The sequence below is a fragment of the Paenibacillus solani genome (assembly GCF_050475945.1).
In the GTDB taxonomy this organism is placed as follows: domain Bacteria; phylum Bacillota; class Bacilli; order Paenibacillales; family Paenibacillaceae; genus Paenibacillus_AQ; species Paenibacillus_AQ solani_A.
Window position 1 is genome coordinate 161,980 of record NZ_JBCMXJ010000020.1, and the last position, 26,225, is coordinate 188,204.

Annotated in this window: 15 protein-coding genes; 3 read left to right on the forward strand and 12 right to left on the reverse strand. The window is 48.4% G+C overall.

All coding sequences use genetic code 11. The features are described 5' to 3' along the window. Positions 1–60 precede the first annotated feature (60 nt). The 7 genes from ABEQ74_RS25770 to ABEQ74_RS25800 form a co-directional block, all read right to left on the reverse strand. Positions 61–3,132, reverse strand: a complete 3,072-nt coding sequence (locus ABEQ74_RS25770) for a hypothetical protein (protein ID WP_430125089.1) — start codon at positions 3,130–3,132, stop codon at positions 61–63. Then, a complete protein-coding gene (locus tag ABEQ74_RS25775; protein WP_430125090.1) occupies positions 3,129–4,391 on the reverse strand; it encodes a hypothetical protein in 1,263 nt (420 codons plus the stop codon). Before ABEQ74_RS25775 ends, ABEQ74_RS25770 begins: the two co-directional genes overlap by 4 nt. 81 nt (positions 4,392–4,472) lie before the next feature. After that, positions 4,473–5,120, reverse strand: a complete 648-nt coding sequence (locus tag ABEQ74_RS25780; protein ID WP_430125091.1) for a beta-mannanase — start codon at positions 5,118–5,120, stop codon at positions 4,473–4,475. Positions 5,121–5,137: 17 nt separating this feature from the next. After that, positions 5,138–6,403: a vWA domain-containing protein gene (locus ABEQ74_RS25785; RefSeq protein ID WP_430125092.1), complete on the reverse strand. Its 1,266-nt coding sequence runs from the start codon at positions 6,401–6,403 to the stop codon at positions 5,138–5,140. Between the two features lie 37 nt (positions 6,404–6,440). Continuing rightward, positions 6,441–8,837 carry a transcription initiation factor TFIID gene (locus tag ABEQ74_RS25790; RefSeq protein ID WP_430125093.1) on the reverse strand — a complete coding sequence of 799 codons (2,397 nt, stop codon included), beginning with the start codon at positions 8,835–8,837 and terminating at the stop codon, positions 6,441–6,443. Positions 8,838–8,840: 3 nt separating this feature from the next. Continuing rightward, a complete protein-coding gene (locus ABEQ74_RS25795) occupies positions 8,841–12,230 on the reverse strand; it encodes a tubulin-like doman-containing protein (protein WP_430125094.1) in 3,390 nt (1,129 codons plus the stop codon). Between the two features lie 27 nt (positions 12,231–12,257). After that, the gene (locus ABEQ74_RS25800) at positions 12,258–14,039 is read right to left on the reverse strand and encodes a vWA domain-containing protein (protein ID WP_430125095.1); all 1,782 of its coding nucleotides are present in this window, start codon (positions 14,037–14,039) and stop codon (positions 12,258–12,260) included. A 477-nt stretch (positions 14,040–14,516) separates the two neighbouring features. On the opposite strand from ABEQ74_RS25800, the gene ABEQ74_RS25805 reads away from it, so the two are divergent. Beyond that, complete coding sequence (locus tag ABEQ74_RS25805; protein ID WP_430125096.1) at positions 14,517–15,452, forward strand: hypothetical protein; 936 nt, start codon at positions 14,517–14,519, stop codon at positions 15,450–15,452. A gap of 15 nt (positions 15,453–15,467) precedes the next feature. Continuing rightward, a complete protein-coding gene (locus tag ABEQ74_RS25810; protein WP_430125097.1) occupies positions 15,468–17,384 on the forward strand; it encodes a hypothetical protein in 1,917 nt (638 codons plus the stop codon). A 99-nt stretch (positions 17,385–17,483) separates the two neighbouring features. Here the strand turns inward: ABEQ74_RS25810 and ABEQ74_RS25815 are convergent, their stop codons facing one another. Both ABEQ74_RS25815 and ABEQ74_RS25820 read right to left on the reverse strand, forming a co-directional pair. Beyond that, complete coding sequence (locus ABEQ74_RS25815; RefSeq protein WP_430125098.1) at positions 17,484–18,572, reverse strand: hypothetical protein; 1,089 nt, start codon at positions 18,570–18,572, stop codon at positions 17,484–17,486. 425 nt (positions 18,573–18,997) lie between these two features. Continuing rightward, on the reverse strand, positions 18,998–22,129 hold the full coding sequence (locus tag ABEQ74_RS25820; protein WP_430125099.1) for a glycoside hydrolase family 2 TIM barrel-domain containing protein: 3,132 nt from the start codon (positions 22,127–22,129) through the stop codon (positions 18,998–19,000). Positions 22,130–22,270: 141 nt separating this feature from the next. Between ABEQ74_RS25820 and ABEQ74_RS25825 the strand changes: the two genes are divergently transcribed. After that, entirely contained in the window at positions 22,271–23,098 is an 828-nt protein-coding gene (locus tag ABEQ74_RS25825; protein WP_430125100.1) for an AraC family transcriptional regulator, read from the forward strand. A 44-nt stretch (positions 23,099–23,142) separates the two neighbouring features. On the opposite strand, the gene ABEQ74_RS25830 is transcribed toward ABEQ74_RS25825, so the two are convergent. From ABEQ74_RS25830 to ABEQ74_RS25840, 3 genes are all read right to left on the reverse strand, one after another. Further along, entirely contained in the window at positions 23,143–23,274 is a 132-nt protein-coding gene (locus ABEQ74_RS25830) for a hypothetical protein (protein ID WP_430125101.1), read from the reverse strand. Between the two features lie 17 nt (positions 23,275–23,291). Next, positions 23,292–24,536: an anaerobic sulfatase maturase gene (locus tag ABEQ74_RS25835; RefSeq protein WP_430125102.1), complete on the reverse strand. Its 1,245-nt coding sequence runs from the start codon at positions 24,534–24,536 to the stop codon at positions 23,292–23,294. A gap of 78 nt (positions 24,537–24,614) precedes the next feature. Next, the gene (locus tag ABEQ74_RS25840; protein WP_430125103.1) at positions 24,615–26,108 is read right to left on the reverse strand and encodes an arylsulfatase; all 1,494 of its coding nucleotides are present in this window, start codon (positions 26,106–26,108) and stop codon (positions 24,615–24,617) included. Positions 26,109–26,225 lie beyond the last annotated feature (117 nt).

The window sequence follows — 26,225 nt, forward strand, 5'->3', positions numbered from 1 at the left end:
TGCCGCAGAGATACAAAAAAGAGCAGACGGATCTACCGTCTGCTCTTGCCGTGCATATATTTATGCTCCTTCATCAGCCGTATTCTTCGGAGCCTCTTCTTCCGAAAGCGAGCTTTCATCAGCCAAAGTATACGTGATGCCATCCGCAACAACCTTTTCGACTAATGACAAGTCGAGCACCTTATCCAGCTTCAAGACAACCTGACTTGTGTAAGACTGGTTCTCCTGAACATCATCTACGCTGTCCGAAGATGAAGCATCTTCGCTCTCAATGGTATCAGTAGATCCTGAACCTGTCCCTGTTGAAGAAGGAGTATCTTTTGCTTTTGCCCCACCCTTAACAGCATCAGTGGAGCCAGCCTCACTATCCTTTTCTGTGGTCCCGGTGGACTGGTCTGCTTGTTGCTCTGAGTCAGGCTTTGTCTCCGGAGAGTCAGGGTTTATCTCTGCAGGATCAGCATTTGTATCGTCAGCCGCTTCCTGTGCACATTCCTTTGACAATTCAGAGCCTGTTGCCGTTTCATACAGGGTGCTTTCATCCTTGCCTATAATTTGAAGCTTGTCCACCTTGAATTCCTGGCAAGCCGCTGGCTGTTTAAAATGGAATATCAACTCAGTCTTATCAGCTTCCTCGCCTTCTCCCTTCACTGTCTTCGCAGTCAGGATTGGCTGCTCGGGATCGGTAACCGGTAAGACAGGTTGTGAATTAACGGGAGGTGTCCCATCCGTATTCGGATCGGCCTCGCCATCCGCAGGTGTCTTCCCATCTTGGACCATAAAATAGATGCCGCCGGCTATGATGATCACAAGCAAGACCGATGCTATTTTCACAAGTCGTGAATTCCGCCGCATGAAACGCACGAACGGCGAAGCCAACTCAGCCCTGACCTTCGTATATACCGGCTTAAGAGCAGGTGAAGGAGAACTGAAATAGGTTTTCACGTACTCTTTATTCTTGAAGGCCTCACGGTCATATGTTTTAAAATATTGGACAATTGCAGTAGCATAGGCTGGCACAAGCCCCCGTGCTTTAGAGAAAAGCGGCTGCTTGACAGACCACTCGATGTATTGGTATACCACTTCCGGGCTTTTGCCATACTTATGCAAATAAAGGAGCAGCCCCCGATAATCTACCGCACCAGACTGAATCTCCGTACAGAAAGCCAAAGTGATGTCCTTAAAATTAGATGGCACCACATCCTGCTGCAGCCATTTCCGCATAATATGCTGGGTTCGTTCCCGCTCCTCGGCTGAGAGATCAGCCAAGACTTCCTCCACCCTATCCTCTCCTGGAGAGCACCATTGGTAGAGCGCAAGCATGACAGCAGCCTTTGAGCGAATCCGGGAATCAAAGCGCTGCACCCACGCCTGGAACTCCTTCGGCATCCCCAAAAAACCAATGTCCAGCAGCTGCTTGCGGCTTAATTGCTCAGGCTCCAATTCGCGCAAGAGAAAGAGGTTAGCCGCGTAGATTAAACGGTCCGCAAACGCAGTTCCGCCCGAGTAACGACCAATTCCCTGCTTGGAATGATGCTCCAGGGAATCCAGTTGGTCCAGTACGGCATTTACCGCACTTACCGGTTCTGAGGCATGATGAAGCTTATCCACGAGCTGCGCTTCCGCCAGCCGGACATAATTCTCCTGCTCCAGCAGGAGTGGATGATTCCGGACCCACAAGCTGATCAGATCGATCAGATCCGTAGGAGTCGCCGTTTGCTGCATGCTCTTTTTCATATAGGGATCGAACAGCAGAGCTGGTAGCCCTGGGCTCGTCAATACCCTGGCATAGAAGGCTCGGCTTAGAGCCGGACTTTCCTCCAGCAATTTATAAATCGCCTGGGTCACATCCTGACGCTGCTTCGATAAGGCATTATTTAATGAGCGGATAAAAAACTCCACAATCCCGTCATTATGCTCCCGAGGGTTGATGTCGTGATAATCCCGAACATATCCAGCAATCGCTGCATCCGGAACATGCCCGCCTTTGACAAGCTCGAATTCTTGATTAAAAAGGAAATGGAATAGCTGATCCAGCCTTCTTTTTGCATTCAAGGCGCCTGCCGGCTTCAAATATAGCAGCAAGGCTCGCAGCACAGCATGCTTATGCTCACGGTACAGGTCATCTCTGCCTTCTTCGATCTGAAACAGCACACATAAATCATCATAGCTATTTAGCGAGACCCTAAGTGAAGGCTCCATATCCGCAAGCATCTGCTCCGCAAAGGCATAGAAGCGTTCCGAGCGATCCGGGTCCAGCAAGGTATTCCACGCAAAGTTAAGATATGGCTGCTCAGACCTTTTCAGATCCACATTGATGACTCTACCCGCCGCCAGCTCAAATAAATAATCCTTCTCAATGCTGCGATCGCCCAGGCGCAAACCGCCCTTCTCCACAAACATGACGTGCAGCCCCTTCTTGCTTTGAGGCTCCTTGGCATAAGTGACAAAACCAAGCACCCGGCGCAGCGCATAAGGTAAGCGGCCAAACAACACAAAGAGCAGCTGCTCCGCCTTCACGGACAACTGTTCCACCGGGACATCCAGCACGATGTATACCTTTTTCTTCCCTGCCGCCGCAGAAATGCATGCATACACCAGCTGCTTGAATACCATCTCATCGATGCCCAGTTCCTGAAGCAAAGCCGGCGCATCCTGGGTTGATATCGCCGCCTGTGAATTGGCCTGAACCGGAAGGGCATGAAGCTGCGGCAGGTCCATGCCCTCTTCGATATCATAATGATCAGCGAAGGATGCCTGCAGCCAGGATTCATAAGCGGAATGCTCATGATCAAAGAAACCATCCGGAATCACATAATGATGCGTAAAGAAGGCACTGCGAAGTCCGGTGAAATCTGCAGGCTGAAATACACTTCGTCCCAGCACCGTCTCCCCTGTTTCCGTATGGAACAGATGCAGGGCAGCCGGGTATGCTCCAGCTTCCTTCTCACTGCGTGCGGTTAACTCAGCCGGAGCTTCGTACTGGCAAAAGGGATGCAGAACTTTTTTGATAAAAGCGGCATCCAAGCCAGACGAGCGGGCCACCGTATCAAAGCCTTCCGCCGAGCGGAATATGCCCCGCCGCTCACGGGTGTACATCTGCTGCTGGATAGTCCGGGATGGGAAATCGGTCACGATTCTTCCCTCCCCTGAATATACTTCAGCTTGTACAGAAGCCAAATAAACGGCTCATCCACGCGAATCGGGCTGACAACGCTCTGCAGCTTCTGATCGACCGGGTTGCTTCCAAGCGCTGACACGGCAAAGTACGCGGTATCCGAGAAATATACATCCATCGTGCCTTTGAACGGCCGGTCAACCTTCTCAATAAACCGGCTGATTTCGCCGTTAATATTCTCAAATTCGGTCATATTCAAAAACTTGCGGTGAACCACATTGTTAAAAATATTACTGTTCAGCTTCACATACTCGCCGTCCTCATCCTTAAGCGCATGCAGCATATCGCTCTTGGTTAAGACAACCGCCGTCGGAATATCCGTTTTCCCCTTATCCTCATAAGCAATGAAATCGCCAAACATCGTCAGCACAACATCCCGCGGCTCATCATACTGGGATACCCATTCCCCGGGACGATCTCCGAATTTCAGACGGATCTTCTCCCGGATAGAGCGGATTTGAAGCGGGTCTACCATAAACAGAATACCTGCGGAATTCTTAATATGCTGACCATGGAGTCCTAAGTAATCCTCGTCCACCATGCCTTCACCTGCTACATCAAAAAAGACAAGCGTTAACGGCGGCTTGGTCTCATCTTTGAACACGAATTGGAAAATGAACGGCTCCTGCATCTTCTCCTTCTGCGTAGACGCCAGCAGATCCCCGCGCTCGAACAATGGCTCTTCATAACCGGTTCGGAATTTACGGCTGATCTCGGCATTCAGCGGCATGCAGGCCGCATCAAAATGATCTGCCGTCGTATGCTGCAGCGTATGAATCAGCGAAGTCATATACACCGACTTGCCCACTTGCGAAGCACCGATGATCGAGATGATATTGCTCGGTACCTTCCCGGCCGTTACCGGAAGCTCATTGTGACACTTCGGGCACAATCGTCTGCGCGTAACAACACCATAACGGTCGTTCAATCCAACCAGTACATGATCTGAAAAGATATGCTGCTCCTCTGGTATATCGCTTGGACGGAGGATCGCTTCCATATCATAAACCGAATCCAGTCCGAAGCGTTCACGGTAACGATTCAGCTCCTCGTCTTCCCCAAGCGCGTAATCCTCGTCGTCCTCACGGTCGTGGGCAGCCCGGAAGACCACCTCTTTCGGAGCAAACTTACTGAAACAGTAAGGACATACGATATCATAAAATAGCGGCCTTGGCTCCGGCTCCGGTTTTTTCTTGAATATGTCAAAAATGCCCATCGTCTGTACCTCCCTTTGAACCCATGAATTACTCCTCTGGTTCGTTCAGCATGATTACTGATTACTTCCTGTGATGATCTCTTATTTATAGACCAGCTCGTACAGTTGCCCGTACTTCTTCCCATCGGTAAAAAACAAACGGATATAGTCGTTTTTGCCAACTTCAATTGCTGGCAGGACATTACGCCCCGCTGCAAAATCGGTAACGAATGGATATAAGATTCCGTCTTCTTTATTGAGCGGAAAGGCTCCCGTCTTCTTTACATAGCATAAAACTTCCTTCGGTACAGGCACTTCGGCCGTCACCTGAATTTCTACTGACTTATAGGGCTGCAGCCATCGGCTTTTTTCGCGAATGGAGTACACCAGCATGGCTTTACCCGTGCTGAACTGAATGCGATTAGCTTCGTCAGGCTGCTTAATTAAAGTCATTTCGTCGCTGTCTGAAGACAGGGCATATACCGTATACGTAATTTGGCCAATTCCATCCAGCCTGTCCCGATATCCGTTATTCGCCTTATACTCATCGCGGGTATACAAACGCAGGTTGCCTTGCTCCAAGTGAGAGCTGCCTGCCGGTGAATGGAATCCGTCATCCAGCATGCGATGAATGTACACCGCCTGAAGCTCAGGCGGCCAGTTCCAGCGGAGGGTACAGTACTTTTCTTCTAATTGATAGCTAAGTCCTTGAATGACCCATTCTCCGGGCTCTGCATTTTTAAAACGCATATTGAACGCTCCCTGCTTTAAAATCCTCGGCTTGTTGAATCATTCGACCGTTGTCCTCGTCCCGTTCGGCCCGGACGATCCGCACCTCGAGTTAACTTGTTGTTCTCCTTAACAGGTATTACCAGCGTGAATAAGGCTATAACACCCGCGAGAATGAAGCAGGCAAACAGACGAACTACCGCATCCTTTACCTCTCCCCCGGAAAGACCATATTCCAGAACAACGCCTGCCAGCAAACCAGCTACCGCACCGCCTACGCTAAAGCTAAGCGCAAGATGACGGTTATCAAATATTAGGCCGAGGGAAAGACCCATGGCAACGCCAATTAACAGCAAGGCCGCGATTCTGCCAACCTGATAATACACGTTATCTTCCATAGCGCCCGTACGCTTCGTCAGCAATGTCCGGTCCCCGACATCGTTATAAATCTTCTGGAACACAAAAGACAGGTCCGTTGCATTCTGTACGTCATAGTATTGCCCGCCCGTTTCATCTGCAATGGTCTGAAGCAGCTGGGCTCCTTCCGTATACACAAGGCTGAGGCCTATCGTATTTACTGCAATTCGCTGCTGTTTGTAGTCGGCAAGCACGCGCTCATGATCGGTTTCACTAAAACCGTCAGATAACATAATGACCATGGCGCTTCGGTCGGCAGCATGGCTTTCACGAATATGCGACATGGTATCTTCAAGTGCGAGACTAATATCCGTGCCACCGTCGGAGGTGGTCAAGCTATTGATTTTGGCGATAACCTCATCCTTCGCTGCCTGATTCTTTACAGGCGTAAACGGCTGCAGCAATGTGGTGGCATGATCGAATACCATCACAGCTACACGGTTATCCTTATCCATACGGTTGATGAGATTCTTAGCTGCTGTAAAACGGTCCTGATCGGGATCCGTTTCGATCATACTCCCCGAATTATCAATGACCAGCACGATGTCCTTCACCGGTTTGGTGCTGCCCGGGTTCAATTGATACACCCATTCAAACAGCATGCCAAGCAAGAACAGCGCGACCAGTGTGGATGGAATCAGCAGTTTCCATGAGGTGCCTGTGTATCGCTGTCTCCATGAGTTTCCGTTCAAACGGGGAGAGATCAACTCAGCCACTAAACAAGCCAAGCCAATACACAAGGCCAGAACCCCGAAATAGATCCCCGTTACCACGATGACCGGGAGACCTGTCCCCCACTGGCGGAGCAGAAATTCCCCAATGACAAATCCAATTCCCCCACCGACTAGACTAAACAGCAGCAGGAGAGGGTTTATTTTTCGTTGCACAATATACCCCTACTCTCTGTATCAGAATTGAAGAACACTAGCGCAGCTCCGGAAGCATGGCCGGTTCCATTCCATGAAATTCATAACCATTTGCCGTATAGGTCTCGTAATAGGTTCTGCCATTCCGGTAATACATCAGATCCTCCAGGTGGAAGCCCCCCATCAGGTTCAGCTTCTCGACCCCGCTCGAGCGCTTCTCATGTACGACACCCAGCTTGTATACACGCAAAGCTTCATCGGCTCGGATTGCGTAGCGGACGAATTCACTATCGGCATCGCCAAAGAAGTATTTCTCCTCGTACCGATGCTCCTGTGTGTAGTCTAGCAGCCTGACCAAAGGAACCGAGTTTTCGTCAAGCATACGGTACAGCACCTTAAACAGATCTTCCTTGGCCAGCACCTGTTTATTGTGATAGTCAATCGTTACATTCGCCCGTCGCAGCAGCTCTTCCTCAAAGGTCTGCACAAACGGCTCTGCTGTCAATAGATCTCTCTCGCAGACCCGGATCAAGTTCGCGAGGATCGGCTCCGTCCCTGCATCGGTAAGAATGGAAAGATTGCCGACATATCGCTCCTCGAAGAAAATACCTTGACCGCGCTTGCTCTCCAGTTCAAGCATCAGCTCTTCAGTGACCAGTCCATAATACTCCATAAGATTCTGGCCGATATAATCGTCCGCCGTACGTATGCTTGACTTTGCCGTTTCCAGCAGCTCCACTTCAAGCTGATCCAGCTTGTTCGCCTGCTGCTTATAGTGATCATGAATCTGCTCAAGCCCCGACTCATACTGTCTGTACAGGTCAAGCTCTGTTTGAAGCCGAAGCAGCTCATATCTTCGCTGATAGACCACGCCTACAAAGTAACGAATGAATTGTCGTACGTTCTGCTTATCCCGAAAGAGAAGTCTCTTAAACGGCTGACTCTCCACACTCTCCTCATAATAACGGTCCAGTCCATCCTGCTCCGCCTTAAGAAGACTGCGGAGATCCCGGATTCGGGAGCGAACCGCTTCAAGCAGAATTCCCGTACCTGCATTGTCGGCCGTCCACTCTACAATTTGGTAGCAGCCGATTTGCCGATGGCTGGCCAAAGCACGCCCAATCGCCGCATGAAGCTCTTTAGCGGCATCCATCTCTCCCAGCCTCTTCTGGATTTCCAGTTCATAATTGCTATGAAAAAACTGCAGGCAGCCCTCACCGAACAGCGCCGCTTCCGCCTCGCGAATATTCATCTGCTTCAGCCCGGCATAACTGACGGGATGTGACATCATCCCTTTCAGGCCATCCAGATGCTCAGCGCCTGGCAGCATCCGATCTACTCTTGCCGTTACGGCTTCAGGATCGAGATCGAAGTACGACAAACATTCATGAACTCCGGATTCTGGCCCGCTTTTCATCCGCCGAAGGAGTCCTCGATACAAGTGATAGAGGACCGTCAGCGCAATCGGCTCGTTAGGCCGTTTTACCCTGGCAAACCCAGCGGAGACAAAGCCTTGGCGACCAGACTCGGTCATGATATTGCTTTTGAATGAGGTGTTATTGTATATCCCTCTGATGCCGTCATATGTTTCTTCCTTTTGCTTCCGGTTCTTAAGTAAACCCACATGGCAGATAATATCATAGATATCCTGCATCCCGGCATACCCTGTAATGCCGCGTTCATTCTTGTCGGACAGTACATAGACGAGATCAAAGAGAGGTGATGGAGGGTGGACGACCGGGATCGTCAGTCCGTCCTCGGTTACTTGAAGCGGTGCGGAGAAACTGTACGTTCGGCTCTGCATCAGCTCCAGCTCCCGCAAGAAAGCAACGCCCAGCGAGCTTGCATGACCAAAGGAGTCAATCTGATCTCCTTCATTAATAAGCGCGTACAAGTCCATTTGTACAGATTTGAACGACTGCTGGAAGATGGACTCCGCCAACAGCGAAATTTCCGGGATGAACACATTACACGGGTCATCGACCCGTGTAATGATAGACAGATGAATTCGATCAAACGACGAATAGCTGCGTCCATAGTCCGAGATCTGATGACTTAGCCTGCGAATCGCTTGGTTCAACTCAGACAGAAGATGCAAATCTTGATAGAAATTCCGGTGCAGTTCTTTGCGCATCGATTTGGATGCTGTGCCGCCCGTTTCCGGCCATGGCAGATGGTATTGGTGAAGACGAGCAGAAGCCTGGGAGGTTTGGGAAGCTTCAGTTGCAATTCTGCCTCCCTGTTCCATCCCCACATGAAAATAGATGACACTTGCGCTGTTCTCCCATTTACGGTCATGAATTTCCATGATCGGTTCGATCGCCGTCGCCGTCTTATCCCCAATGAACAAATATACCTCTGGATAATGGATGACACTCTGATCATCCCCCATCCGTGTAAGCTGTTCCTCCGACTTGGCATAGCCGGCAGCATACTCGTGAAGAATTTCCCTCATTGTCTATTTCAACCTTCTTCGGATCTCATTTAATTTCGATGATACCTGTCTGTAGAACTGATAACGCTCTTCCCCATCGGCAAGCTCCACTTTCTCGTATTCCAAGCGGTCGCGCGTCTCCAGGAAACGTTCTGCCAACTCATCCAGCTTGGACAGCAGCGGGGCAATATCCTCAGAAGCTGTCAGCTCCTGATCACGGCGGGAAGATTTACGCAGGAGCGTGCTTCGGCTTTTCTCATCCAGCTGACGGAAATGCTTATACACTTCGTACTCCACATCATTTACACTCTTCAGCAGATTGGCGAATGGCTCCCAGGAGTCTTCTTCCGGATCGCGATCGTAGACGAAGAGCGCTCCCTTCTTCGTAATCGTTCCGGTGTACAATGCTTCTATAAATTGGTCGAGCCATTTCTCCTCATTCTGATTGTTGCTGATCAATAATTCGAATTCAGAGATTTTGGCAGCAATCGAAGCATACTTCTTCAGCTCTTCCCGCACGCTGCGGATCATTTCAGGCGAACGGATCAAATTGTCCTTAGCCATTTCTTCGTTGATGCTGTTGAAAATATCTTTGGAACCAACCGGTTCCAAGCCCTCGCTCATCAGCCGCTTCATCTCGCTCCAAGCCCGCTTGACTTCGCCAAGATTAGGCTTAGGGGTGTCCAGCTGCAGATCATATGCCCGGAGCAATTCGTTCACATCAAACGGCTTCGTGAACACGACTGCATAGCGGCTGCTTGTATTCTGGTCAGCATCCTTCTCCGTGATGACTTTCATCTCAAGCGCCTGATTAAACTCGGCGCGAACCCGGGCGTTATAATCTTGAACCCGAGGATTGATATAGGTGTCTCCCCAAGATTTCTCCGGAATCGGCGATGGCAGATACGTCCAGTTATTCCGGTCTGTCTGCACCAAGTGACGCCCTACGCCTTCTTTGTCCAGGATCGTGCGTTCATAGCTTTCCTCATAAACCTTGAGTGGTGTATAGACAAACAACGGCACGCCGTTCTTCGTATTCAACCAGAAGATCCGGTTCTTCACTTCGCTTTCCTTCACGGTGAAGTGTGACTTCCCGACCGAATTGTTCTGATAGTTGCGAATCCCTTTCAGAATGCTTGGCGCCTGCACAGGCACGGACACAAAGCCCCAAGAAGGGAAATATAAATTGCCTGCGCTGTTGCTCAGATGGAACACCGGCACGGCTTCATCATCAAGCTTGCTGGCAATGTTGCGTTCGACGAATTTCTCAATGGTGTCCTCCTGCCCGAATTTCATGATCAGGAAATCTTCCATGGAGCGGGTAATCAAATCGCCGAATTTATCGGTAAGAAACTCCGAAATGGATCTGACGATATCAATTTCCTGTTCGCGAATCCAGCGGTTCGCATGGTTCAGCAGCTCCTGTGAGAAATCGCGGATAAGATCATCCACATCCTTTTGATCCATCAATTTATTGATGACATCGGATATATCAGGCACGCTGACCAAATTCCAGTAATACGTCTTGTTCCCTTTATGATCCTGCTGTTCTTCACCGTTGACGAGAATATCCCCGTTCTTGGCAAAAATCGAATTCAGAGCGTTCAGTATTTCTGTATATACACTATAAATTCGGTTATTCTCCTGGTTCAGCAGATCGTACAGATCTTCATAGAACTCAATCATTTGCTCTGTGCGTTCTACATCCGCTTCTAACCAATATTCATTGATTTTGGCTTCAATATAGATGTTCTTCTTCTTGTCTTTCGAGACAAAAGCACTCTTCGCATCGCCCAGTCGTTCGATTGCCTGTTCTCTCGCCGATTCAATGTCACGAGGGATGCGAGTCAGATTCTCGCGCAGCGTTTCGATGTAAGACAACAGCATCTTCAGCAGGCTGAAGCCCTTCTCCGTATAAATCAGACGAGATACGTAGAATGGTCCTTGCTGTGGATGCAGGAACATCCGGCGAATTTGCTCGCTGAATTGACCTACGATTTCACCGGGAAGCTGCTTCTTCGCTTTGATGTATTCCTCTCGGGCCCTCGCCAGGAAATTCTGCTCCAATTCCGTGTCCATATTAATGACCTGATTCTTTACAACATTCGCGTAGCTGAGTCGTTCACTGTTCTGGTATCCAGGCAGCGGCTCCGGTACGCGGGATTCGAAATTCTTCGTCATCGAGTCCAGATCAATACCCAGTTTGCTTGCGAATTTCTCAACATCCTCCTGGCTTGGCGCTTTCTCAAACATGGTTTGCATTTTGCCGAATACACGGTATGCCAGATAAGTTGTCATCTCTTCAATCGGCAGCACGGCCGAGGAAGCACCGATAATGTTGTAGTCATAGTTCGCAGGATATGCCTTATTCATCTGCGCGATATTCGTCCGAATGTTGCTGATATAGTCATGGATCGCGAATTCTTCTCCAGACTGTTTTTCCTCACTGGCCATGAAGTTCGTGATATTCTCTGCAGTGACGTTCATGCAGTAATCATAAGCATTTTCCAGCAGCTTGCCTTCCGTGTTCGTCGCCGAGATCAGATGGCATAGATTAAACGGAGGCAGCGGTGAGTTCACGGTCAATATATTGCCGTATTGCTGTTTGAATCGCTCACCCCTGGAATCCACGTTCATCCAGTAATCGAGCTCTTTAAGGGCAGCGTAACCGTTCTTCTTGATGTATTCCCGTGTATGCTCGCTCAAGCTTTTGTTCGCCAAATTAATATCCGGTGTAAACAGATAGCCGAGCGTGTTCACACGGTCGATACCGGCAGAGCCATGATCCCGTTCAATAATTCCGCGGACAATATAGGCAATGTCCAAGAAGCAGCCGCTGCCTGTGCCGCCTGACAGTCCAGTCAGCAAGAATACCATCAGCTTCTTGTTCGTACCAACCGACAGTGTCTTGATTTTCTTGTCGATGGCCTGAACGACTTGGGTAATCTTCGTGAACAGAAGCAAGCGGCCTGCTTGGCGTACGCCTGCCGCCCCGTTCATACCGTCCGTAATACTCAGCTCTGGCGACAGCCAATCCGTAATGTACGGCTCCAGGATGCTGCGGTTCTGAAGCAAACCTCCGATCTCGGCGTTGGATAGAAGCACAAATTCATTGATCGGATCAAGCCCGATGCCCTTATAGCGTTTGTTCTTATCCTGTTCATTGGTCTCAAAAGCGAGAAACTCTACATTATTCGGTTTGTCCATTCTTTTCTTGGACAATGGATCTTCCGGCAGCTTGAAGCGGCGGTTAATCTGATATTTCAGGCGCAGAAGCGCATCGATTCCCGTACCTCCAAGTCCGATAATAAGGATCGGATTGTCAATGGTATCCACTCGAATCTTCTCACTGACAATCCCGCCTCCGAGTGAAACGTCAAGCTGTTGTATATGTTCTCTAACTACCGGTTTCATAGCTTCCCCTCCTGATAAGTCATGGTATTAAACCAAATATTCAAACAGTATCGTTTTGTCCGCCTGCTGAAGAGAAACTCTCAGCCGATCCCCATTCTTCAGCTCCATCCCATTCGTTGCATCCTGAGCCCGTCCGGACTTCTCGACCACTGCAGAAGATTGGTTCTTCAGTATTATGCGGTCATTCTTGCCCGGCATGAACAGAATTTTCTCCGTTTCCTTGAGCTCCGGGGCAAGCTGCAGAAGCTGATGCAGCTTAAACTTCCCTTTGAATGAAGTCAGCTTCTTATATTGCGGAGAGGTCTTCTCGCCGGTATTCTCATCCCTGATCTCAATCACGATCTGACCGACAAAGCCTTTATTCGCTTGCTTGATCGCACGAAGTATGAAATAAGCAGCCACTCCAACAGTGAGCAGCGCAGCGATGCCTATGATTACGGGCCATAATGGAAAAGGTTTCGCATCCTCGCCTGGCGACAACGCATTTCCACTGTTTCCGGAGCCTGAGGCTGCAGCCTTGGCGCTGACTTTCGCTGGTGCGCTCTCGCGATAGAAGCTTTGCTCCTCCGCCCGTACCTTAAGCTCGTAGTCGTGCTTCTGAGGAATCTTAAATTCTCCTTCAAAGCTGCCACCTTTATTCTCAAGCTCAACCTCTGACTCGTCTCCCGTATCCAAATCCTTAACCAGCAGCTTCGCAGTCATGTTGCCGTATAATTCCTGATCCTGTAGCTTCTGTCCATTGCTGACGAGATAAGCCTTAATATCGATGGTATCTCCTGCCTTTACGGAAGATGGCGGCGGATCCATCGTCAGCTCCAGATCATAGTTGAACACAAGGTTAATATCGATTTTGTCCTTGGATACACCCTTCACCTGCAGCTTCCAGTCGCCCTGCTGCGGCTTAAGCAGCTTCAGCAGCGAGTAGGAATTAGAGGTGGATCGCATGACGTTCGCCGAAGGAATGCTCTGCTCAACACCGGCAGGATCCATCAGCTTAAGGTCCACGGGGCTTGAGGACATAATCGAAACGTTCGCCTCCAGCACATTAGCGTTTGGCACATGGATTACGACTTCCTGGTAGCTGCCGTTACCGGTAATCGATTGAACCGGTACAATCTTCAGCTGCTGATGGCTGGCAAAAATCTCACTTAATATTTGTGGAAGATCATCGGCTGAACTGGTAATGAAAGACTTGCCCCCCGTTTGGTCCGCCAAGTCCGCCAATGTTTCCTTGTTCAACTTCCCGTCGGCATTGAGCCCTATCGTATAAATCGGAATGCCGCTCCCTTTGGCTTCCTGAACGGCCTGGTTTAAATCATCTGTCGCTTCCTGACTCGACTTCCCTGCCTTCGGCAGATCATTGTTACCGTCAGCCAGCACCACAATCATGGGTGCATGAGCCGGGTCTGCTCCCTGCTGGAGCACCTTCACCGCTTCATCAAGACCTATGGAAATGTCGGTGTACGGGCCGCGATCCAGTTGATCGATAAACTCCTTCAATGCGGTTTTGTCCGCTTCTGACTGAATTTCTAGCAGTGCCTTCTCTCGCTGAATCTTGTCGGTATATGATACGATGCCTACCTTGTCACCGGTCGTGGCCAGCATGTCGATGAACATCTTCATCGCCTCGCCGCTGATCCTCTCCGGATCACTATTTTTCATTGAGTTACTGGCATCCATCACCAGTACGGCATCAATGCTGGATCCTTGCGGAGCAGCCATTGCATGAGGCAAGCTGCCTCCGCCCCAGGTTAAGATCAACAGTGCTGTGGCCATCAAACAGAACAGCCATTTATTTGTACGTAGCATTGAATTACTCCTTCATTGATATAGTTAAGCATCAGGGGATGCCAGCATTTTGTTTGTCGCTTCTCCCGTTACTCTCATCTAAATAATCTAACTATAGGCCATAAGTCTTAAGAAAATATTAAGAAGAACTTAAAACCATCTTCGATAATTGCATAACCTCGGTGAAATCACACAAAAAATACCATGGTCGTCACTAAAATCTCCCAGCGTTATGTCAATATGATATAATTATACCTGCCAAAGTTCAACATAAGCAGTGGTATTCCCTGACTAAAGTCACCCTGACTGTCTATTGATTTGTACACATTACAATATAGGAAAGGAATATATACATGATTACATACGGATGTCTCGGGATTTTGTTTCTTTTTGTCATCATCAAAATTTCGGCCTATTTCAAACGTAAGAAGAATGCTCCAACACCAGAGCATCTGCATCAGACGTTGCTTGAAATTGCCAACACACAGAGGGAACAACATGGATAAAAAAAAACCGGTACAACTTCGTCCCTATCATAAAACGAGATACAACTACCAAAAGTTAAGAGTTTGCAAACATTGCCACAATTTTACGATCCTTTGGGAAGATAGCTGCGCGTTCTGTAAACGCCATGCTCTCGTTCCGGTTATGGAACAGGCAGAGAAAATGGCCAAGCGATCCATGCAGAGCGACCGGCTTCTTTTCTATATTATAGGCCTTTCTGCCGTACTTGTTGGCCAGACTTTCTGGCAGATCGTAATTTCCTTTGCATGTATGGCTGTTCTGCTCGTTCTCTTATTGATGGTCCAGCGCAACATGCTGCATTCCGAGACTCTGCACGCACTCAACAAGCTGCTGCGGACTCACAAAAAACAGATTATTCATGGACTTGATCTGAACCAGTCGACAGCCTCAGCAGCCATACAGGAGGATGCTCAGCTAGGCTATGAAATCGTCCGGGAGATTGCCTCGCTCGTCCAGAATGACTCAATACGTTTACAACAAATCGTCCTCCTTCAAGGATTCAGTCTGCGCAAGGATATGGAGCTGGAGCTGGAACCTCTGCTGCTGGATGAGTTTAATCCTGATTTGGCCGCCTACATCGGCGAGATTGCCAAGCTCAAGCGCGAATTGATTAATAGCAAAGCTATCAGCTACCTGCTTACGCATGAGGCGGAAATTTTGCATCTGAAGCAAGGAAGACAGATTATGATTGACGCCGCCGGAGCAGCGGTACGGAAGAAAAATTATATCGATGCATTTCCTGATTTTATTAGCCGCTATGCGGATGGACTACCGAAGGCTCGCTTCCTCCGCTTGTATCAAATCGTACGCCGCAATCCCGGTTTATCGTGGAACGGCCTGCGGGACCGGGTATCTGCTATTTACAATGAACATTACCGCTCGGACCCTGATTTTCAAAAATGGGATTAGAGGGGCTACACCGATATGACGATGAAAAACACGCTAACCCTGCGTAATTTGTATTTTTTTATATGTATAGTCCTTCTGCTGCTGATCGGATATAAGGGAATTCATATCTATCAGAAAATCGAGATGATGGATCAAGCTGAACGTTGGTATGCCGAGAAGAAGCTGGTCCAGGCAGAAGCTGCATATCAAAAGGCCCGGAATAACCGATCTCTTCTATATAAAGAAGATCTGCTTGCTGCAAGATTGCAAGAGCTTGAACCTATTACTTCCATGAAGCAGAGCCTCTCCTCTCTGGATTATCGATTGAACGAAGTGGGGGAAGCAGGCGATTTCTCCGGGTTCATGAATATTTATGCCGAGCTGCTGGATACAGAATCAACGATGGCAGGAAATCAAGGCCCTTACGCTTCATACTATGATGAAATTGCTGCACATTATGGCATCCCTGATGATGTGAAACGGATATTTCTGCAGTTCATCAGCCTGTTTAGTGGTGAGGCCGACGAGCATCTTGATAAACAGCAATATGACGACAACAGTTTTAAATGGAATCTGCTTAAGATTCCGGACTCCTTCTACGGCGGCGAGAAGCAGAAGAATGAGAAGCTGCTTAGCCTGTTTCAACGATACGACGAGTCAGTTATGACACGTTTGGCGGGTGGCGGTCAGTATACCGAGCTGCTAAATTGGTCACATGCCATGAGTTCCGAATATGCCAGCCGCTCACTGTCCGCTGCATGGATAAAGGACAAAACTGATGGGCTTGTACACATCATGCTGCAAAAGGATGCAGAGCGGGACCGGCCGGCCGATTTTATATCTCATGCATTGGGTTACAAAGACTATTTGAGCCGCAGCGAGCGGGAGAACACCGATATACTGAAATATATTCAGCATCAGATTAAACAATGGATCGCCTCCGCTGATTCAATGCTAAAAGCGGATAATTACGAAGATGCTATAGCTCTCTATGAGATACTGTCCGGATACGAGGATATGACGAAGAAATTGCAGGCTGCCCATCTAGCCTGGACCATCCACGATCCAGTCCGCCTGTTCCATACAGCAGGTATGAACGGCAACTTCAGTTTTGTTAGCGGAGGCGGCAACCGTTTTGGAGGATTGGCTTATGCCGTTGGAATCGCGGAGGCGAATACCCTGTATTTTGCTGTCATGAATAAGGATGAAACTGTTCAGGTATTCCAAAACCGTGACTTTCCATCCGGAATCGCGATCCAGCAGGTTTCCATAGAAGAATCACTTAGCACACAGAACACCCCCGTCATTCTGGTGGAAGGCGATATGGGGAGCCTGGTATTGTATTCAGCCTATGAAGTCCGCAACTCTAATCTGACACAGCTCTTCGAGTTCACAGCCGAGGGCTATCAAGTGCAGCCGGATAAAACCTTGCTTGTCAACAATCTGGATGGAGCGAGCCCTGAGGAGATGGCTATCTTCGAGCGCCAGGGGGACCAATACGGATTCACAAAGTATAAGCTCAATTATACTGACATCAATATTGCCAATATCGAGCAGTACCCGAATGAGAAAGTACGATTCACTGTCAATGTCCTAAAAGGCGGCTATGGCCAAGCCCTTGCGGAGCGTGGCGGCCACTATGTGTTCTTAAATGGAGTCATGAATTTCCCTGAGGGGAGCCTGACTCTGATCGGAACGTTCGAAAACGACTACCAGGAAGTAGAGATACCAGGAAGCCAGACTCCTGCCGCTCCAGACCCTATAGAGCCAGAGACCAACCAGGTGGAGGAGGACACGATGGATCTCGATCAGACAGAAGACCTTGACGATCTGGGTGCCACTGAAGAAACTACTCCACAGGACAGCGAGCAAGACAACAGCGGAAATAGTAATAACTATAGAGCTCCCCAGGTTCTAAGAGTTCCTCAGGTTTATGTGTATATGATTGAGTAAAGAATAGACTTTCTCTATGTGCTAATAATGACAAAGGCTTCGCTCCTATCATCAGGAGCGAAGCCTTTTTATATTTTCATTAGCTAAATATATACAGAATTACGACTCGTATTTTTCAACTAAGTTCCTTATATCTGCCAACAGAGTAACTTCTGCATTAATTACCTTGTTCAAATGGTCAATGATCGTGTTTGCTTGGTAATTCCCTCTAGATATCGTTAACCGCAGCATAGTTATTAAAGCAAACCACATCTTATTTGCATGTTCTAATGAAGACAATAATTGGTCTATGCCTTGTATTTCAAATTGATTTTGTTTCAGATACTGCAGAAATATATAAGATTTTTGCTGTATAATGGATAGTCTCCATTCGAGTAATTCGCAATAATTACAGTTATAAAAATGAGCTTTATCTTCTAATTTGATCAAATCATTTTGCAGGAGCTCGATTAGTTTCTTGAGTCCTTTAATATTTGGATGGTGTATATTATTTTCGTTACTTTGCGGCGGGGAATCACTGAAAGCGAGTGTTTGCTTACAAAAATCAAGTAAATAATCCACTTCGGTGAAAAGACTAACTTTATTGATGTCGACCGAAATCTTGAAATACTTAAGATAGCAGCTAAAAGCAGGCTCGACTTCAGCTAGATCGATAATTCCAAAGCTTCTATTTCCGCTATAAGGAACATGGCTTTTATTGAGTAGCGAAGGGTTTTCTATATATATTAATCTATTGTTTTCAATTTTAATTGCCATAAAAATATGATCAAATACGTCATAGTGTTCTGAAATATTAAATTCACTTTCAACAGAAACAAAGTTTTTGTAAAATGGGACCCTTTTTGGGAAAGTACTGAAAGGTACTAAGTGTCCTTTGCTTAACTCCATAGCGAAATCATTAAATAGTTTATTCCCGAGACCTGAATACATTTCTACATCAAAAATATGATGGGTTCTCGGGTTCCAAGGAAACCGGATTATGATGTCCTTTAGTTTTTTTTCTTTTTCATCAATATCTACATAGAAAGAGGGATTTTCTAAAAAAATCGCATAAGGTTCTGCTTCCAACTGCATTCGATCTTTAAGCGCAAAGTAAAGCGAGAGCTGATAACAGTCTAAATATCTCCATAGGTCATCTGGTCGTCCATTCATTTTAAAATAATCGTTTGAATCAACAGTTATATCCATTAAGATTTGTCCTCCTTATCGCTAATAAGTGCTTATTTCAACATGTTTCAACAACAAATTTTGACATGCACTATGCAAAGTAATATATATAGGAAAAAGTGAGGGCATACAGAAGGGATAACTTATAGAGATATAATTAAGTAAACTGAAATAGCGTTTGGCTTGTAGTATTAGTGGAATAAGTTCGGATTAGAGATACTGCGAAGTTAGTTAAGAACTCTTAAAATATACTTTATATATGATAAAAATTCAATTTTTTTCTAGTCTCTCAGTCTATTCGCTCAAATCTCAATAAGTTAGGTTTACTAGTTTTACCTCATGAAATAAGTATAGGGAGGGCCCAATCGGCTCTCCCTGTTTAAGATGTGATTTTAAGTAAGTTACTAACTTCATCATTTGGATTTAAAACCATATTTTTTCGCTTTTTACTTCCGTGGAGATAGAGTAAAGGTCAACCGATAATCCCGATTTGCATGCAGCAGATGCTCCGGATGCGGCTTCGCGCCCCAGCTGTCATCTCCTCCCACGCCCATCTGAGCGGCTAGGACGCGGATGACGGTTTTATCCGAAGCCGGGAGCTTATAAGCATGGTCGCTGGCTTCCACTTCCGCCGGTGTATAAGGGAGAACGTTAAGCTCAAATTTCGGCTGGCCTTTCAGGCACAGGCCGATTCCACTCGCGTTCACTACTTCCGCCCCATGTACTTCCGTCTTGTTTCCGCATTCTTGCGGACGAAGATAAGGAACCCATTGATCCTGTACGAGTCCTTCATATTTCCCGATCTTTGCTCCGGTATTCCTGTCGATATAATTTTCAAATGGTCCTTTGCCGTACCACGAGAGGCGGTCAAAGGATTGATCCATCGCGAACATCATGCCGACCTCCGGAATGACGGGAAGGCCTTCCCCCGGAGACAAAGTCTGGGACACTTCCACCGCCCCCCTCCCGTCGATTCGATACGTGATAAAGACAAGAGATTCCGGAACGGTCGGAAGCGCATAGCGAACCGATATTTCCGCTGAAGAACCGGATGTGACGCGGTCGAGCCCCAGAAAACGTCTTGATTCGCTGGCATGACGCCATACTGCGCATTCTTCCGCCAGCTTGTTCCCCCGGTCATTGTCAACCCATGCGCGCCAGAAATGGGGACGCGGCGGCAACTGGATCAATTCGACTCCTTGAGACAGATAGGAAATAAGTTCACCCGTTTCCTTATCAAAACGGATAGCGTAATCTTCCCCCTGAACAACAAGCTGCTCGCCATCCTCTGTCATTTCAATCCGCTTACCGGATTGCGAAACTGCAATTTCAATTTCGGCCGATGCCGGTGCCGGAATCACAAACTGCCCGAATGCTACCTCATGGCCTTGCTTCGCCCAGATTTCATCCTTCTTCAGTACAAGACTGAATGTAGCGATAAACTCTTGATTGCCTTTTTCGCTCACAGCCAGGTTAAGTATTTCAGGCACTGAAATCTCCGTCTTCTCTCCCGGGCTCAGTTGAACATTGGCCCGCCCTTCCCCGCAAAGCTCTCCATCAGCCGTGAGACTCCACACGAAGTCGAATTCGGAAAGATCGGTAAAAAGATAGCGGTTGGTCAGGCCAAGTATGCCCTCCGATAGACAGGTTCCGTCAAACCGCACGCTCTGGTAACATTTCTTCACTTCATGGAGTTTCGGCGACACCGAACGATCAGCAAAAATCAACCCGTCTCCACAGAATGTCCCGTCATGCGGCGACTCGCCGAAATCACCACCATACGCCAGGTATTCCGTACCATCTTCAGTGCGGGTCATGATGGCCTGATCGATCCAGTCCCAAATAAATCCGCCCTGCAGGACTGGATAGCGGTCAAACAAGTTCCAATATTTGCTTAAGCCCCCGCAGGAATTGCCCATGGCATGGCTGTACTCGCATACGATAAACGGCTTTGCAGGGTTGCTGTTGGCATATTGTTCGATAGCATCGATTCGGGTATACATCTGACTCTCGATATCGGAGGCCGCATTCGACGGTCGGTAATGGAAGACTCCTTCATAGTGGACAAGGCGCGAAGGATCGTTTTCCTTGAAATAACGATGAAGATGCAAAAAATTATCGCCCCCAAAGGACTCATTACCAGTAGACCAAATCACAATAGATGCGTGGTTCTTGTCCCTTTCATACATTGATTTCGCGCGATCCAGCACATTACCCAGCCACTCCGGCTTGCTGCCTGGAATCGTATCCTCCAATTCCTGTTGTCCGTAGCTCCATGTTCCATGGGTTTCCAGATTCATTTCATCAATGACATATAGGCCATATTCGTCACACAGCTCGTACCATAAAGGATGATTCGGGTAATGGGAAGTGCGGACCGCGTTGACATTATGTTCCTTCATCAACAGGATGTCCTGAAGCATTTCCTCCATTCCAATAGCCCGGCCTTTCGTCGAAGAAAATTCATGGCGATTCACGCCTTTGAATTCGATGGTTTGGCCGTTGATTAACATGAGTCCGTCCTTGATTTCGAATCGGCGGAAACCGAGCTTACAGCTGACATACTGAATCGGTTGTCCATCACAGTCTTTCAGGGTGAGAACAAGCGTATACAAGTTTGGAAATTCCGCGCTCCACTTCTTTGGAGTGGGCACTTGGCCGGTCAATTCCGCCATTTTCTCAGCCGTGGAGTTTAATGCCACTTTGGCGGATATCGCCTGATCCCATACCAGCCTTTGCTGCCCGTCAAAAAGAAGCGCCTCCAGCGTCATGCTCCCCTGGCTGCTTTCACTGTAATTCAAAATGCGTGCTTGAATCCCCAATGTTCCGTTCTGAAGCCCTTCGTCAAGTTCGGGCAGTGCTTTGAAATCATATATATGAGTATCCGGTGCCGTGTAGAGATAGACCTCCCGGAAAATGCCGCTCATCCGCCAGAAATCCTGGTCTTCAAGCCAACTGGCATCGCACCATCGGTAAACTTCAACTGCCAGTTTGTTCTCGCCCGGAACCAGATAAGGCGTCAGGTCAAATTCAGCTGGGGTAAACGTGTCTTCGCTGTACCCTACGAATTCTCCGTTAAGCCAGAGGTAAAACGCGGACTCAACCCCCTGGAAACTGATATATACCGGTTGGTTTTCGGTTTGCCAGCCCTCAGACAAGCTGAAGCTGCGCACGTAGGAACCGACCGGATTATACTTGGTCGGAGCAAACGGCGCCTTTACTTCCTCTTGTTCCTCCCAAGGATAACGTACATTCGTGTACTGCGGGTAGTCATACCCCTGCAGCTGCCAATGGGAAGGAACTTGAATTTCCGCCCACTCGCTGCAGTCATGATCCTGCTTGTAGAAATCGGCGATCCGCTTGTCAGGGTTTTCAGCCCAAGCAAATTTCCACATGCCATTCAGGCTGTGATAGCTGCGTGACTCCGTGCGTTTACCCTCCAGCGCCTCTTCAAGCGAATCATAGGCCATTAAGGTGGCATGGGCATCCAACCGGTTCAGGTGATAAATATCCGGGTTATTGTTCCACTCGGGGTAACCGTTTTCAGGAGGTTCATAAACAAATTTGGTTTTATTCATTTTAGGCTCTCTCCAATTCTACCGGAAATTTGTTATATAATTATATTCACATTATAGTTTTATTCATTTCTGTTTGCTATTTAACAATTTTAAGTCTTATTTAAATATTTGAAAGTATTTAAGGTACGAGGTGTATTGATAATGGGAGATGTCTATTATTCCTGCCTGCTCAGCGATGCGGACAAACGGCTGCCGGTATATGTGACTACAGCCGGCGAATGGAGCCATCAGGAGCCAGTCCAACGTCCGGGAGGTTTCCTTTCCTACCAGCTTCTGCTCGCTGTTTCCGGTGAAGGAGTCCTTGAGGTGGATGACCAAACGCTGCCTGTCAAAACAGGTCAGGTGATCTGCCTCTTTCCCGGCGTGCCCCACCGTTATGAGGCCGTTCGCGAACCTTGGGGATTGATGTTCGTCTCGTTGGCGGGCAGCCTTTGCGGCCCCCTCCTGGAACAGGCGGGCATTATGAAATCGGGAGTTTATCCGATCACGGACTTGTTCGCCATGCGCTCCGGCCTGTTCAACATCCTGACGGCGGCCCGTTCGGAAGGCGCTTATAGTGGGGTGGAATGCTCGAAGCTCATATATTCCCTCTTATTGGATCTACCTAGATATGTACAAACAAGTCAGCACGACTATCACCAGCAGGTGGAGCGTCTGCAGCCGGTCATCCGCTATATCCGGCAGCATTGCCATCTTCCGCTTACGATTGAACTCCTAGCGAAGCAAGTAGGCATTACTCCGCAATATTTGTGTCTGCTGTTCAAGAAAACGCTGAATGTGAGACCTATGGAATATGTCAACCGGGAACGCATTAATCTGAGCAAAGAACTTATGCTGCTTGAATCCGAAGTAAAAATCGGTGAGATCGCCAAGCGTACCGGTTTTGATCACCCCAGCTATTTCTGCACCGTCTTCAAACGGATGGAAGGCCTCACGCCCGAAGCGTTCAAAAAAGTTCATGGGCATTAATCAAATGCAGATGCACTTGGATTCGAGAACCCTGCGGTACAGACTCACCTCTCCTTTCTGAATGTAAGCGATAGTATAGCAGATTGGACATAATCGAACAGCAGCCGTGTTTTATACTGGAACTTTATAACGTCCAGCACGGTGATGCCAAATTGGCTTTGAACGATTGCAGACAAATTTACCCCTCCTCCTTTTAGAGCTGCTGGCAGCAATGTTTAAACTTTTTGCCGCTTCCGCAGAGACAGGGTTCGTTACGGCCCGGCAGCGGTTGGCCGCTTTGCTTGTACTGCTGAATCTGTTCCTCCTTCAGTCTGCTGCCAAGCGCCTTCATTGGTTCCAATGCATGAGCATAAAACATTTGGTAACTGCGGCAGAAATAATCCACCTCAGACCGGTCGTTTACGTCCAGCCAATTCCGGTTGCGAGGGCATCCCCCATGACAAAAGCTTAGGAATTCACAATGACTGCAAACTTCATTCATCCTCGGCTTCATCTGCAAAAAGTCATCATAAACCGGACTTGCAAGCAAGGTTTCCAGATCGTTTTGTCCGATATTCCCCAGCTTATGTTCCTCATCAATAAAAAAGTCGCAGGGATAGGCATCTCCGTTCGTTTCGAGCACCATCATCTTTGGGCAGCATGAGCTGTGAACGCACAGCTGTGCCGGGCGATCCAGCAGGGTCAGCAGCATATTCTCAAACATGCGGACGGAAATTTCCGGCTCCCCATCGTTGTACCACAAATCAAACGTGCGGCACAAAAACTCTCCGTACTGCTCCGGCGTGATGTGGAAGCGTCCGGGCATCCCGCTTTTTTGCGAGACAAAATCCATGCAAGGGATGAATTGAATATACTCAAACTTCTGCTCTTTATAAAAGGCCATCAATTCATCAGGCTTCGTTACATTATCTTCATGGATCACTGTCAAAATGTTGTAATCCACGCCCGCTTGCTCCAAATGACGGACTCCCCGCATTACCTGTCTAAAGCTGCCTGACCCCGCGCCTGTGACGCGATGGGTATTATGGATTTCCTCTGGTCCATCCAGGCTGATTCCGATCAGAAAGTTATAGCGTTTAAAAAATGCCGCCCATCGCGCGTTAATCAACGTTCCGTTACTTTGCAGCGAGTTGCTGATCAATGTGTGCGGAGGCGCATACTTGGCCTGCAGTGAAACCACCTGTTCAAAATACGGAAGCCCGGCCAGCAAGGGCTCCCCTCCCTGCCAGGCGAAAGCCGCCTGTCCATGGGACCGTTTCATATATTGGGAGATAAAGCGGTCGAGAAGAGCCGGCTCCATCACCTGAACCGGATGATGAGGGACCCCTCCGGCTGTGCTGTAATAACAATAATCACAGGCCAGATTGCAGTCCTCGGAAACCGTCTTCCACATGACTTGAAGTGGCTGCCGGTGGGAAGTTTGTACACATGCGCTCATTGAGCTCAATCCTCCATGATGGTATTAAGAAAACAGCTTTCCGTTTGGGTTAGCCTGCGGAAAGCTGCCTCTACCTGTTTATTCGTTTGATCTAAGATGGGCTAAAATGTTGACTGGCGTACGGCCGACAACAAGGCGGCCGTCTTGCACATACCCTTCTTCCCTTCCTTCAAGTTCTTGAATCAGCACCGAGCGCCAGTAATGAATCCGTTCCTGAGCCTGTGGACTATCCATCAGGTTATGCAGCTCGCCGGGATCTTCCGCCAAATTAAAGAATTGCTCTTCACCGGTTTGAGAATACCAAATATATTTCTCCCATCCGTCCGTGATCCACTGTGTGGAATCCATCCCTTGGGCATGCTCCCCATGCAGGTGTTCGCGCCAAGGCCGCTCAGGCGATTTCCCGTTTGCCCGGGCCAAATCCCATATGCTATCCCCTTCCACGGAGTCAGGGATTTCAGTTGACGCCGCCTCCAATAAGGAAGGCATAATATCACGCAATTCAATGATCTCGGAAACGACAGCCCCCTTGTCCAACCCCAGGTGATCTCCCGGATCGTTAACGATAAACGGAATATGGGTGCTTCCTTCATATGGCAGCGTCTTTCTAAACAAGTGATGATCACCCATCAATTCCCCATGATCGGAGGTAAACATAATGATTGTATTATTCCGTTCGCCGTATTCGTCCAGCACCTGCAGGAAACGTCCTATCTGATGATCGATATGGGTGATCAAGGCATAATAAGCAGCCATTGCATTTCTTAATCGCCGTTTGGGAACCAGTCCCTTCGAAGTTACGGGATTGAGACCGATTCCTTGCGGGTCTTCCTTCAAAGCCCAATCCCCGATTACCGGGTCGGGTAAATCCGCATCCTTATACAAGTCGAAATAAGCCTGCGGTGGATCCAGAGGAGAATGAGGTCGAACGAAAGACATCCACAGGAAAAACGGCTTGCGCGGATCGCGCCTGCGCAGGAAATCAATCGACTGGCTTACGGTCCAGTTGGTGGGATGCAGGTGCTCCGGCAGAGCCCATGGTCTGGCCACGGTAGAGGCGTTGCAATCCAGTCCCAAATCCAGAAGATCTGCTCCCGGAACTTGTGCGCGCAGCCAAGGCAAATAATCGTCTACTTCATCGAAATGCTCCTGCATCGGAACGCTGTGCTTGTTCCGATTATGATGCAGATAGCCATCGTGCAGTATAACATTATGGAACCCCAGCAAACTCCTTGCAGGATAGACGTGCATTTTGCCGACACATTGAGTGTGATAGCCGGATTTAGCAAGTTCCCCCGGCAGGGTCTTGTCATAATTCCAAGGTACCCGGTCCTGATAGCCGACTCTTCCGTGGGAGGTTTGTTTCTGGCCTGTGAAAATGGCTGCGCGGGCGGGAACGCAGGTCGGCGTTGCCGAGTAAGCATGATCAAATCTGACGCCAGTTCGGGCAAGTTCATCCAGATTGGGCGTCTCTATAACGGGATGCCCCAGCAGACTCAAACAGTCATACCGCATCTGATCGACCGTGATCAGTAAAATGTTGGGTCGTTGTTCATTAGTTGATGTTGTCATTCTTCATATCCTCCTCGACTTGAGTAGTTGCCTATGTAAAAGGGGACACCGTTATCTCTCGAACCTATCCCTTCCCACCCGGATAGAAACCTTTCTTATCATTAGTACCCGTTGAGA